General features: G+C 42.4%; 9 protein-coding genes. 4 read left to right on the top strand and 5 right to left on the bottom strand.

The features are described 5' to 3' along the window. Window positions 1–19: 19 nt before the first annotated feature. The 4 genes from F7734_RS27285 to F7734_RS27270 form a co-directional block, all read right to left on the bottom strand. Window positions 20–649 (bottom strand): TetR/AcrR family transcriptional regulator, encoded by a 630-nt coding sequence (locus F7734_RS27285; protein WP_166482181.1) that lies wholly within the window; start codon window positions 647–649, stop codon window positions 20–22. 569 nt (window positions 650–1,218) lie between these two features. Continuing rightward, window positions 1,219–5,619: a DUF4347 domain-containing protein gene (locus F7734_RS27280; protein WP_155747754.1), complete on the bottom strand. Its 4,401-nt coding sequence runs from the start codon at window positions 5,617–5,619 to the stop codon at window positions 1,219–1,221. Between the two features lie 638 nt (window positions 5,620–6,257). Further along, on the bottom strand, window positions 6,258–6,683 hold the full coding sequence (locus F7734_RS27275) for a hypothetical protein (RefSeq protein WP_243147116.1): 426 nt from the start codon (window positions 6,681–6,683) through the stop codon (window positions 6,258–6,260). 109 nt (window positions 6,684–6,792) lie between these two features. Continuing rightward, window positions 6,793–7,248 carry a thioesterase family protein gene (locus F7734_RS27270; RefSeq protein ID WP_243147115.1) on the bottom strand — a complete coding sequence of 152 codons (456 nt, stop codon included), beginning with the start codon at window positions 7,246–7,248 and terminating at the stop codon, window positions 6,793–6,795. Between the two features lie 73 nt (window positions 7,249–7,321). Here F7734_RS27270 and F7734_RS27265 point away from each other — a divergent pair, with 73 nt between their 5' ends. Next, window positions 7,322–7,714: a TetR/AcrR family transcriptional regulator gene (locus F7734_RS27265; RefSeq protein WP_243147114.1), complete on the top strand. Its 393-nt coding sequence runs from the start codon at window positions 7,322–7,324 to the stop codon at window positions 7,712–7,714. Between the two features lie 6 nt (window positions 7,715–7,720). Here F7734_RS27265 and F7734_RS63935 read toward each other — a convergent pair whose 3' ends face one another. After that, complete coding sequence (locus F7734_RS63935; protein ID WP_243147113.1) at window positions 7,721–7,921, bottom strand: hypothetical protein; 201 nt, start codon at window positions 7,919–7,921, stop codon at window positions 7,721–7,723. Window positions 7,922–10,298: 2,377 nt separating this feature from the next. On the opposite strand from F7734_RS63935, the gene F7734_RS27260 reads away from it, so the two are divergent. The 3 genes from F7734_RS27260 (at window position 10,299) to F7734_RS27250 (ending at window position 13,192) form a co-directional block, all read left to right on the top strand. Continuing rightward, window positions 10,299–10,586, top strand: coding sequence for a hypothetical protein (locus F7734_RS27260; protein ID WP_155747753.1), 288 nt, complete (start codon window positions 10,299–10,301; stop codon window positions 10,584–10,586). Window positions 10,587–11,687: 1,101 nt separating this feature from the next. After that, entirely contained in the window at window positions 11,688–12,437 is a 750-nt protein-coding gene (locus F7734_RS27255; RefSeq protein ID WP_155747752.1) for an SDR family NAD(P)-dependent oxidoreductase, read from the top strand. Between the two features lie 83 nt (window positions 12,438–12,520). Next, entirely contained in the window at window positions 12,521–13,192 is a 672-nt protein-coding gene (locus F7734_RS27250; RefSeq protein WP_279239771.1) for an HAD family phosphatase, read from the top strand. The last annotated feature ends 78 nt before the right edge of the window (window positions 13,193–13,270 follow it).

Here is a 13,270-nt window from a genome sequence, read left to right as displayed (position 1 = left end):
ACTTGCAGGCTGATGACATCTAAGCCAATATACCACATATCAAAAAATTCACTAATTCTTCAGCAAAAGTATCATCTAAAGGTGCATGCTTTAACAGCAAGCGATACCAAACAGGACCATAAATTGCATCAATTACCAATTCTAAATTCAAATTCGGGCGTAATTCACCCCTGACGATCCCTCGCTCTAAAATGGTGTGAGTTGCGGCTCGACGGCATCGAATAAACTGCTCGCGAAATGCCTCAGCTAAATTTGGATCTATTTGCGCTTCCGCAATCAATCCAGTAACAGCAGTGCCTGCAGTGGTTGTAGTTAATACGGTAAATAATTGTCGCAGAATTTGATACAAATCTTCTCTGACTGAACCTGTATCAGGTGTTGGAACATCCTGTGTTGCTTTCGCTGCGTATGCTTCCATAATCACAGCTGCTTTACAAGACCACCAACGGTAGATAGTTTGTTTGCCAACTCCTGCACGGGCTGCGATCGCCTCAATACAAATTTCCCCATAGCCTTTTTCTTCCAATAACTCAGCAGCTGCTTGGAGTATTGCCTTATGAGAACGTTCATTGCGCCTGCGGGGTATAGATGCTTTACATGGAGATGGTGTTTGAGTGGCAGTTTTCACAAGTAGTTGCGACATGGGCATAAATTCCATTCCTGATGTTTGTGGTCTAGACCCGAGTTGTCTAGTAAAAAGTTGTCAAATCGGTATGGGTGATTACAAGTTTATTACGGTACTCATCATTAAGTGATTCCAACAGGATATTCCCTTGCTAAACCTCTTGTATCTCATCGCTTTTTATCCTGGTGAGTACTTACCTTACCGCCCTAAGGTAGCAATCGAGTTGTTATTAACTACGGTTAACTTATCAACTAACCGTAATTTACACATAATACTCTCACAGTAGATAACAAAAAGCAAGACCGCTAGTAGTTCACTTTAAAGCAGTGAACCCAATTCTAAACTGGATTTAGTGAAATTCTTACCTAATATAATTCTTAACAAAACAAGAAGATGCTATGGCACAGTCGTGTTTAGTAGTATTTTTTTACTATAAAGTAAGAGAGCAAGTAAAAACTGCCCCCCACTCTCGTTCCCAGTTTCTAGCTGGGAATGTAAACTGCGAGGCTCTGCGTCGCTACACAGGAGGCGGAGCCTCCCGTAAGGCATTCCCAGGCTCCGCCTGGGAACGAGGTGACAGACCTTTTCAAACGTTAAGCAATACTCAAATTTGCTCTGACAATCATGTCATTGTAATCGCTATCGCCGTTATTAGGTAAATCCTCAAAGCCAAAGGTGTTATTGCCTAACAAGCGAATATGATCGGCTTTATCTGAGTTAGCTCCTAAGAAGGCGAAATACACCGCAGGGTCATTACTTGAGTTATTATCTAAAACTGCCTCTGGTGTGCCATTAACAATAATGAATGGCGCAAAGAGCGAGCCTGGGCTGAGATTGCCCGTGAATGTAGCAGTACCTTGATTGCTTGTTGTCAAGTTAATTCCTGCAACACGTCCTCTCACTGCAGCTTCAGTATAACCAGCATCTCCAGGGCGGAAATCTATTGTCCCATTGCCATCTGTATCAATACCACCATTCACATCAGCTATTCGGTAGAAGCCAATCATATTGTCAAACAGTGCTTCTCTGTTTACAACAAAGTCTGCCTTAACTTGGGTAGATACATTCCGCAAATCAATGATTTCTCCAAAAGGATTTCCTTGAATACCAGTACCTAAAGGTAACGGTTGGTTTGTTGCTTTAATCTTTACTTCCAGATCTTGGTAGCTAGACGCACTGCTATTTGATGCACTGTTCAAAGACAGTGTAAACTCGCCATTGCCAGAGTCCACAACTTTTTGGTTTAGAGGGTTGAAAAAGAGTATATCACTCTGAGGAGTTAAACCAGTTTGCACGGCGTCGATACTACCATTCTTGACTAAGAAGAATTGCAAGCGTGACCCTGAATTGAATTCAAGTAACCGTGTTAAGTCAGTATTAAATCCATTTGGAACCTTAGCGATCGCAGAGAAAATAACGCTAGCTCTTGAAAGCGCTGCTTGAGCATAATTACTTTCACCAGGAGCAATGCCATTAATTCTTCCTTGCTCATCGTCAACAAGAAATACACCTAGTTCATTAACTGACGGAGAATTGCGTCCGGCAAAAGTGACTTCCAATTTTGGTTTGTCGCTACCAGAAGAACCTTCTATCTGGAAAATATTGTTAGATAGTAGTCTCAGGGTAACAGTATTATTGTTGATGACGTCAGGAATGTTGTTGCTGGTGTCGTCGGGAATATTGACGCTGCTATTAACGGTAATTGCAGCTGTGTCAGTCGTGCTGCTAAAGCTTGTAATACCTCCATTGACAGTTGTATCTGCAACGTTACCATTTGCACTACTTGTTCGATCCCAAGCACGGAAGGTTAAAACATTATTAATGCTGCCAGTGAAGTTAGTGTTGGGTCGGAAGTAAATACGGGTATTGGAGTCAGCTGCCAGTAGACGAGCGTTCGTGTTGGAAACAGACCCCAGAGGTACCCAGTTACTGCCATTATCAACACTGTAAAAGACGCTTCCATTAAGAGTATCGACATCTGTGATGGCAATACCTGTGAGTCCATCTTTGTCTGGATCGGTAACATTACCACCAAGACTGACTAAGGAAGCAACGAGAGTACCAACTGCCCCTGTAGGTGTGCCTGCGTTTTGATTAACGGAGGTAAGAGTCACGCTAAGGTCACTCAGGATAGGGGCATTATTGATACCATTAACGGTAATTGCAGCAGTGTCAGTCGCACTGCTAAAAGCTGTTCGGCTGCCGTTGATAGTAGTGTTCGCAGTACCACCGTTGGTGCCAGTGCTTTGATCCCAAGCACGGAAGGTCAAGGCACTATCAATAGTACCAGTGAAATTGGCATTGGGCTGAAAGTAAAGGCGCGTGTTGGAGTCGGCTGCTATCAAACGAGCATTTGTCTCAGAAACAACACCTAAGGGTGTCCAGTTAGTACCGTTGTCGATACTGTAGAAAAAACTACCGTTAGTTGTATTAGCACCTGTAATGGCAATACCTGTTACGCTGCTGTCTGAATCGGTGACATTACCATTAACACCAAGTGTGACTAAGGAGGAAACAAGAGTTCCAACTGCTCCCACAGGTGAGCCTACATTTTGACTAACGGCACCGAGAGTGACATTAGTATCTAGCAGGATAGGAGCATCATTAACACCGTTAACAGCGATCGCTATAGTGTCAGTTGTACTGCTAAAGGCAGTGGTACCACCAGTAATATTAGCGATCGCTGTTTCGCCGTTAGTACCACTGGATTGGTCCCAAGCATGAATCGTTAATGCATCGTTAATAACGCCGTTAAAGTTGGGGTTGGACTGGAAGTAAAGGCGGGTGATTCCATCAGCAGCTAGTAAGCGAACGTTAGTGTTAGATACAGCCCCTAAAGGTATCCAGGTATTACCATTATTCGTGCTGTAGAACCAATTTCCATTAACTGTGTTTGCACCTGCGATCGCAACACCTGTTACCGCATTAAGATCTGGGTCTGTAACATTACTACCGATGGCAACTAAAGAAGAAACAAGAGTTCCAACTGCTTCTTTAGGTGGACTTGGATTTTCATCAATACTTAAGGAGAGAGTAGTATCGCTGAGAACAGGAGCAGTATTACCAGCATTAACGGTAATTGTTGCAGTGTTAAAATCACTACTGAAAGCACTAGTGGTGATATCAACGTTAGGTTCTGTTATATTTGCACTGCCACCATTAGTACCATTGGTTTGATCCCAAGCACGGAAGGTTAGTACATTGTCAATAGTGCCGTTAAAGCCTGCATTTGGCAGAAAGTAAAGGCGGTTACTAGCATTAGCTGCCAATAGACGAGCGTTATTGTCAGATACCAATCCTAAAGGTATCCAGTTACTGCCGTTATCAGAACTGTAGAACCACCTGCCATTGGTATTATCGGCATTGACAATGGCAATACCTGTAACTGCATTAGCGTCTGGATCGGTAACGTTTTCATTAAGACGGACTAAGGAGGAAACAGGAGTACCAACTGCTCCTATAGGTACACCTATATTGTTGTTAATGGCAGAAAAAGTAAATTGGGCTGGAGTGAGGGTAGGAGCATCATTAACAGCATTAACAGTAATCACAGCATTAGCAGTCGTGCTGCTAAAGGCCGTGGGGTTACCACTAATGGTGGTGTTTGCAATCCTGCCATTGATACTTTGATCGATAGGAGTGTTTGTTTGATCCCATGCACGGAAGGTTAGAGCAGGGTTAACAGACCCATTAAAGTTGGGGTTGGGTCGGAAATAAATACGCGTACCACCGTCGGCAGCTAACATACGAGCGTCCGTATTCGATACAAGCCCTATGTTTTCCCAACTATTACCATTATCAATACTATAAAACCAAGTGCCGTTGGTGATGTCAGTATCTGTAACAGCAATACCTGTAACTGCATTGTTATCTGGATCGGTAACGTTAATACCAAGGCTAACTAAGTTAGAAACGAGTGTACCAACTGGTTCTCTAGATTGACTTGGATCTTCGTCTTCGTTAACCGGAACTAGAGTGACGTTCGTGTTACTGAGAATAGGAGCATTGTTAACAGCATTTACAACGATCGCTGCAACATCTATCTCACGACTAAAAGCAGTGGCGTCACCGTTGGTAGTGGTGTCTGCAGTGCCGCCGTTCGTACCACTTGTTAAGTCCCAAGCACGAAAGGTAAATAAATTATCGATGATGCCACTGGAATTGGGATTAGGTTGCAAGTAAATGCGAGTACTGGCATTTGATGCTAGCAAAAGGGCATTGTTGTCAGACACAGATCCCAAGGGTGTCCAAGTAGTACCATTATCGATAGTGTAAAATAAATTCCCACTAGTCGTATTAGCATTCGTAATGGCAATCCCTGTAGTACCGCTATCTGGGTCAATAACGTTACGACCAAGTTCCACTAAGTTGAAAATTGGCGTACCAACTAACCCCCCTACTGGTTGAGCAACATTGTTATTGATTGAATTCAGGATGACATTGGCGGTGTTATTGAGGGTAGGAGCAACGAGTACAGATGGATATGCTGCCATCACCTCAGGAGTGAATGCCAGTTGTTGATTTGAAATGCTGCCAATACTAACTTCTAAGTTCCAATCACCACCCAAAACAGCGTTGCCAGTCAAATTAGCGGTGGCAGCTACATTTGCTCCGGTGAGAAGATGTAGCTTGGTGATGAATTCTGTGCCTGCATCACCAGCCGCTACATGACAGCCATAAAGATAAAGAGAAGGAGATTGAGAAAAAGGGACGGCGGAATCGGGAGAAAACCAATTTTTGAGTTGAGGGGCATAAAGTTTCAAAGTACTGAGACTAAGTTCGCTGTTGCCCAAATAAAGCGTTCCTGAAGAGCCATGAGAAACAATGTGGACATTTTCTACCTCGCTATGTTGAGACAGTACCTGGGTAATTTGTGCTACTCCATCTCGATCCCGGTCAAGAACGATGGTTTTGATTCTTGCTAGAACACTTCTCAGTAAAACTTCGTAGTGATTTACAGATGGATCGACAAAAAGAATGTTAGTAATCTTCATCTCTGCTTTATAAAACAGTATTACGTTGACATCCAAAAGTTGTTAGAAATACAGGTAACACCACAACAGGACTCACTTTTGCCGTCATTAATAGACTTTTTTACAAGTTTTTTTGCACGGTAAACATGGGGAAACAAATATATCTGCCCTCTTTCAGGTTATCTAACATCCACTCTGAACTGAACTTTAGGCTACGAGCACGGTATCAGTGTAATCATCTGTTGTTTTCAGTAATTCAGTACTTCTAGTTAGGAAAACATAAAAAATTGGTATAAACAGGATGTAAATACCGAGCTTTATAGAAAAAACATATTACAACTTTTAAACTACATAAATCCCCGACTTTTTAAACAAGTTGGGGATATTGCAAGGATATTGAAGCTATCAACGTCAACGTGCTAAAGTATTAATATTTTTCCTGAATTTTTGCCAAATTGCTGGCATCGGAAACGTAACAAAATCAGAGAGAGCCTTATAGAGCAACCACAATATTTCTCCCTTGAGCGTTAAATCAATCTAATACCATTTTGGATTTTAGATTTTAGATTTTGGATTGAGAAAGTCATGCTTAGACTTGATTTCAACCAACTATCTGTCGCATTCTTTGTTCAAATTGGTATAAGATTGGGTAGTATCGGTCAAGCTAAATTCTTCTCGCCACTGTTTGAGGATAAATGCTGAGGAGTAAGTGACCAGCAAGTAAATGCCAAGATAGCCAAACCACTTAACCCATCAGTCCATATCAAGAGATGCATCTTTGCCGAGAACTGTGACCAAGTACCATACAGGTAATGTCCCAAGCTTGATAAACCCGTGAATGAGTAAATGAAGAGACAGCCATAAGCAAACCAAAACTTTCGGTATTTGTACAACCAGTACCCAGTAATTCCCACTGCTGTAAGAATGAGCCATGATTGATATATTGAAGGGGCAGTAATCCAATCTGGTTGGGGATATTCTTCAATAAAGAGATAATTGTCAGTAAAATGGGTGCCTGTGGAAATAATGCTGGCAATGAGTAGAATTTTCAACAACTTCCGAGACATACCTTCAAGAGTCATCATTAGGTTTCCTCAAATTGACTGTCTATTAGCTGCATAAGTGCAATGTAACTGCTATAAGTACATAAAAGCTGATACAAATAATTACATACCGCATTGGCGTAGATGTTTGTTACGATACGCCAATTAAAGAATTAGCAGATTGCGTTTCCATTGTTGAATGCACGTAGGGTGTGAACAAAGAGCGCTCCTCTGGATACAAGCGTTTTGGACGCATTGTTTCTCTGTCTACAAACAATCCTTTTTGCCAACCCTGTGCAGCTAGCGTTTCCTGTTCTTTATAAAAGTGGAACTGCATAATAGCAGATGCGTTTTTTAGTTCAGAAATCCACATTTCCACCCCCACGCGATCGCCTAAATAAAGCGGCGATTTATAGGTGATATTGGTTTGAACTAGCACCGGAACAAACCCTTGCTGAGAGATTGCTTGTATTGGCATCCCAACGGCTTCGAGCAGTTTTGTCCGCCCAATTTCCATCCACTGAATATAGACAATGTTGTTCACGTGTCCCATGAAATCAATGTGGAAAGGATACACATCTAATTCAAAAAAAATCTTTTTCATCATGAATCTTTAAAGTCACTACTTAGTGACAATGTACCATAGTCACCAGATAGTGACAAGTAGATGAGAACGATTCATGGCTCGAGATAAAGAAGAAACAAAGGCAAGAATTCTGGCAGCAGTTGGTAAACTCTTGGCAGAATCAGGCTTTAAGCAATTGGGGGTGAATGCGATCGCCCGTGAAGCTGGGGTTGATAAAGTCTTGATTTATCGATATTTTGAGAACCTCCCCTCCCTGCTACAAACCTTTGGTAAGGAAGGTAACTATTGGATTACAGTTGAAGAATTAGTTGGAAATGTAACAGATGTCGATGCCGAATCGCTGGCTGACTGGATGGTTTTGTTCTTGACGCATTTTTTAGATGACTTGCAAAAACGACCCATTACGCAAGAAATTATGCGCTGGGATTACTCCTTCCAGCTAGTGACATTAACCCAACGACTTAGCTCTATATTACGAGTGTCGTAGCAACTCTCATCCAGTAACTCGAATTTCCCACACAAAAGAGTTCATTTCCTCCACAGAAAGATATTCCGAGCGATCACCGCAGTCTTGAGTGCGCTGAGCTTTTTCTCTTGGTTTGCGACCCAAACACAGCAATACATTCTTAGGAATTGACTTACACATTCCCCAACACCCTTGATCCCGCACCCGATTGAAAATATATCGATCCATCGTTAGCCTCAGGCAACTTAGCACCCGGTCGTTCGCTATGAACCGAACGAAACCCAAAATGTCTACATTAAGATGTTGGGTTTCGTCTCCTCAAACCAACCTATAAAATTATTATATAAAACAAAATTTTAGTATTTCCTTTCTTCTTAAACAAAAATGTTGTAAAGTTAAAGTTTAAATTTGGCTACTATCACAATTAACCCGACGCATTGTGTAAATTCTGCTTACGTATGCTCAAACCCGATAAAGCCCCACAAACACACCCTCTCCTATCGGCTCTTCTATCTATCTTCAAATCTAGCCACACACACGCAACGGCCTGGTCGAATTTTTTCAGCGCTAATAAAAAATATCAGGTTTCTTTGCGACTCGCTCCTCATCCTCACGACATAATAACACATGTGAACGTTACACAGCGTATATAACATTTCTCCTTTTATTGTGACGTGCTCTTGAACCCTATCGTTGCGACGTCGCTAAAGAACTTCAAAATTTTAAAAGTTCCTCAATCAAGCTTCACGCCTTCAATAAGAGCAAGATTATTATTTTAAGTTCGTCTGAAAAAGCGACTTTTCTTTGAATACATACTCCTCTACTGGCTGAGTTAAGTTAAATCACGGACAAGATAAGCCAGAATGCATGACTAGTACAACCTCTAAACTGTTCGAATTACTTCGTTAACTCAAAACCAAGAGAACACAAGCCTTTATTCAAAAACATCATTAGTGGTCAGTATCCAACAGTCCCAATCTCCATCCATTGCTTTCACACGACATTTCCGTCCCCGTTCGCCTGCTCAACCACCATTTTAGAAGCTATACGACTCATATAATCTCCTCACTCATCATCAAACTCTACAACTCTAACATTCTCCGTTGCCTCCCAGCTCTCTACGATCGCCTTACCCAAGCATCCTCACTTGTCTACTCTATCCTAACGCATATCTCTTCATCTACGACATTTCCGACCGTAACTCGTGCGCGCGAGTCACACCTCCCTTACATATATATTAAGACCTATCCTTCTCACTCAGCAATAGATGTTGCGCTACTTCTATATCAGAGATAGACGGCGTGCGTTGCGCGTGGTGTGATGTATTGCGGATCTCCGGTTAATTACATAATTCCCGTCGGACCTTTCCACTCTATAATACAGGAATCTCCAGCATGGTACTTTGCAGACCGGCTGGTCACCGACTATTGTTCCTATCACGTACTTTTCTTTGCGTACCTACTACCTCGAATCATACCGGCATTTACGCTAATTTACCTAAACGCAAAGTGATGCGCTTCTCTCAATGGCTCTATCAATCTTGCAGCCACTCAGACAGCATCCCTTTTTCCAACGCGCCCCCGAATCTCCGTGTTCCCTAATTATAGTCCGTCGTCCTTAGCCCATCTTATCATTAATATTACGAATTACCGTTCTTCTTCGTCACGCGCCGCATGGTCGGCATGCAGCCTAGTCTACTGTACACACCTCTAAGACTAACCATCATTGAGTGTGATCCACACAAACCATGATACTCAGCCCAAATTGGTGCGAGAAGATCTACGCAACGATTTCTCCACAAGCCACTCCCTAACAAGTTAATTCACCATTCTGTCGTACCGACGTGACGTGCATGTGTTAGCTGTGCATCATATCTTAGCCATGCTTCCTCTAATCTCACAGTATTATCGGCATACTTCTCACTATCGTGACAGCCTTTCTACCCCACATGCTTCGCAATCGTTCTGCTACCGCTTCAACCCTTCGGCACGCCCTTTGCTAACCGTATTTGAACTTGGTGCGCGCTTCTCAAAGGCCGAAAGTCAATATGCAGCTGGTCACCTACGCTAGTGCACCAGTCACAATGCTACTTTTTCCTTCTAATTTACCTGCCAAATTCATACTCCTTTTAACTAACGAAAGATGTAGGCCGCAATTTTTCAGCCCCCACAAATAGTTAAATTTAGCTTGTGAATAGTTTATAACGTAACATTATGTTGCTATATTGTCCCTCCACTCAAAGACTTTTATACAAACACAATCCTACTATTCTCTCTCCCCGCGATCCCCTCGCCTCCTACTCCCTCCCTCTCATAACGAACCACACCCCTGAGTTTCCTTGCAAGCATTCTACTTTTCCGGAGCCACACTTCTTGAGCAAAGAATCTCATTGACCACTTTCGGACATCTTCGTTAAGTATTCATATCCCTGGTATATGCATCTTCCACCAATCTCTGAACCTTCTCACACATGCTCTTTGTGACAACTAACCAATATGTGGACTTACTCTGCTGAACAGTCAGCAAACGGACAATGTAATTGAGCCCCATAGGCCAGTCCGGTGTCAATCTTTAGGTGGTTCATAGGGAATACCCCTATGGCGTTGTGCAGCAGATATTAGGCAGTTCTTCCCTATCTCTAACTCAACCAATTGTATGCTTCAGCAACGCTTTGGCTTGCTTTCTGCGTCGTTTGCCACATCTCATTCGACATCGTCGAGTTCTTTCCGCGACGACTGCATACCAGGCTCGCGAACATCTCGGAGTCCGAACCCGCGCTGAGCAGCAGCATTTCTATACTAGCTCAAACCTTGCCAAACACTTATTAGATTTCTTCTGTATCTCCGCTCCGTGTCAGTATACTTGGGAGTCACCACCTCTGAAAGCATCCTAACACAGAAGTGGCGCAACCCGCATCCGCGACATCTATCCAACAAAATTATGAAATTCTATCTCTGCGCGTGGAGCAGTTGAGCATCAAGTCTGGGGACCATTCACTCTATATATATATCATTAAGGATGAGACGACTTCCTCTTATCTTAACATTCATCCTCATGTGACACATGGGATTCCCATCTGTCTCATTCTCCTGAATGTTCTGCTAAGAGGAAATCGTCTCATCCTTAATGATTTATATATTGAGTCAAACGTCCCCAGACTTGATGCTCATCTGCTCCTCGCGCAGAGCGAGAATTTCATAATTTTGTTGGATACATGTCGCAGATCCTTGATCCTCCACTTCTCTGTTAGGATGCTTTCATATCTGATGGGTCCCAACTCTACTGACACGGTGCGGAGATACAGGAGAAATCTAATAACACCTCCCGAAACACTGAGCTCCTCTAGAAATGCTGCTGCTCGGCGCGGGTTCGGACTCCGAGATGTTCGCGATCCTGACATGCAGTCCTCTCGGAAATAACTCGACGATGTCGAATGAGATGTGGCAAACGACGCAGAAATCAAGCCAAAGCGTTGCTGAAGCACCCAATTGCTTTTTAGCGTTAGGGAAAAACTGCCTAATATCTGCTGCACAACGCCAGGGGGTATTCCCTATGAACCGCCTAAAGATTTACCGGATTTGCCTATGGGGCTCAATTACATTGTTCGTTTCCTGACTGTTCAGCAAACCAACTCCACATAATTACAATCACAAAGAACACACAAGGTTCAGACATTGGTTAAGATGCATATACCCGGATATGCCTTAACGAAGATGTCCGAAAAGTCAATGAGATTATTTGCTCAAGAAAGTGGCTCCCAAGTACAAAGCTTGCAAGGAAACTCAGAGGTGCGGTTCGTTATGAGATAGGGGGTAGGAGGTAGGGGATAGGGGAGAGAGAATAGTTATTGTGTTTGTAATTGTGTCTTTGAGTGGAGGGCCAATATAGCAACATAATGTTACGTATATAAACTATTCACAAGCGTAAATTTAACTATTGTGGGGGCTGAAAATTGGCGGACTACATCTTTACGTTAGTTAAAAGGAGTTGAATTATGGCAGGTAAATTAGAAGGAAAAGTAGCAATTGTGACTGGTGCATCAGCAGGAATAGGTGAAGCCACTGCTATTGCTTTGGCTTTTGAAGGCGCACAAGTGGCAATCGCAGCAAGGCGTGCCGAACGGTTAAAAGCGGTAGCAGAACGTATTGAAAGCAATGGCGGTAAAGCTTTGCTGATTGTTGCTGATGTCGCTGATGAAACACAGGCAAGAGATATAGTACATAAAACTCATGCAGAACTTGGTCGAATAGACATTTTAGTCAACAATGCGGGTGTTGCACTTGTTGGAGATATTGGTGGTGCTAATACCGCAGATTGGCGGCGGATGTTTGACATTAATGTCTTAGGATTAATGTACGTTACTCATGCTGCTCTACCCATATTCAAGGCACAAGGTACTGGTCATGTTGTCAATATCTCATCAGTGGCTGGTCGAACAGTACGAGCAGGAATTGGGGCATATAATGTTAGTAAATGGGGTGTAAATGCCTTTTCAGAAGCTTTGCGCCAAGAAGTCCACAAAGACAATATCCGTGTTACCATCGTTGGACCCGGTATGGTAAATACGGAAATTAACGATTTTATTACCGATCCAATAGCGAAACAACGCAGCGAAGAACGGCGTAAATCAATTACTCCTTTAGAAAGTGAAGATGTTGCTGCGGCGATCGTTTATGCTGTGACTCAACCGCCACGAGTTAGCGTTAACGAAATTCTGATCCGACCCACCGATCAAGGATGGTAAAGTGAGGCGGAGCCTCTAGTAAGGCATTCCCAGGCTGAGCCTGGGAACGAGGTGGTGTGAAGATTTGTAGGTATTTGAGAAGTATGGACGCTGTAATTTTTGATATGGATGGTACCCTGTTGGATACTGAACCACTAATGGATGTTTTTTTGATAAAGTCTTGTCGTTCTCTTGGTTTTGAGTTAACGGAAAGTATCTTAGAACAGTTTAGAGGTTGTACTAGTCATGCATTCTGGGCTTATCTTGTCCGTGAATTTAACTTAACTCAGCCAGTAGAGGAGTATGTATTCAAAGAAAAGTACGCTTTTTCAGACGAACTTAAAAATAATCCAACTCTTGCTCTTATTGAAGGCGTTGAAGCTTTGATTGAGGAACTTTTAAAATTTGAAGTTCCTTTAGCGATCGCATCTTCTGCTTCAAGAGTACGTATCAATACAATTGTAGAACGATTCAGTATGGAAACTAAGTTTCGTGTCACCATTTCTGGTGAGGATGTTGAGCGAGACAAACCAGAACCTGATATTTTTTTATTAGCGGCTGAAAAACTCAATGTCAATCCAAACCGTTGCGTTGTTATTGAAGATTCTGAAAATGGTGTAAAAGCCGCTAAAAAAGCCGGGATGAAATGTGTGGCTTTTTCAGGCTTAGAGCATAATAAGCAGAATTTATCAAATGCTGATTTAATTGTGACAGCTTATTCAAATTTAAACTTTCAACTATTACAAAGCTTGTTTGAAATGAAAGGAAAATACTAAATTTTAATTTTTATATAATAATTTTTGTAGGTTGGGTTGAGGAACGAAACCCAACATTTACAGACATTTGTTGGGTTT

It is taken from the genome of Scytonema sp. UIC 10036 (genome assembly GCF_009725235.1).
Note: the sequence above shows the minus strand (reverse complement) of the source record. Positions and strands in the feature narration are given on the sequence as shown.

What these genes read in the sequence shown, in the direction of transcription:
- F7734_RS27285 (WP_166482181.1), bottom strand. Translation starts at nt 649, where the DNA reads ATGCCCATGTCGCAACTACTTGTGAAAACTGCCACTCAAACACCATCT.
- F7734_RS27280 (WP_155747754.1), bottom strand. Translation starts at nt 5,619, where the DNA reads ATGAAGATTACTAACATTCTTTTTGTCGATCCATCTGTAAATCACTAC.
- F7734_RS27275 (WP_243147116.1), bottom strand. Translation starts at nt 6,683, where the DNA reads ATGATGACTCTTGAAGGTATGTCTCGGAAGTTGTTGAAAATTCTACTC.
- F7734_RS27270 (WP_243147115.1), bottom strand. Translation starts at nt 7,248, where the DNA reads ATGATGAAAAAGATTTTTTTTGAATTAGATGTGTATCCTTTCCACATT.
- F7734_RS27265 (WP_243147114.1), top strand. Translation starts at nt 7,322, where the DNA reads ATGGCTCGAGATAAAGAAGAAACAAAGGCAAGAATTCTGGCAGCAGTT.
- F7734_RS63935 (WP_243147113.1), bottom strand. Translation starts at nt 7,921, where the DNA reads ATGGATCGATATATTTTCAATCGGGTGCGGGATCAAGGGTGTTGGGGA.
- F7734_RS27255 (WP_155747752.1), top strand. Translation starts at nt 11,688, where the DNA reads ATGGCAGGTAAATTAGAAGGAAAAGTAGCAATTGTGACTGGTGCATCA.
- F7734_RS27250 (WP_279239771.1), top strand. Translation starts at nt 12,521, where the DNA reads ATGGACGCTGTAATTTTTGATATGGATGGTACCCTGTTGGATACTGAA.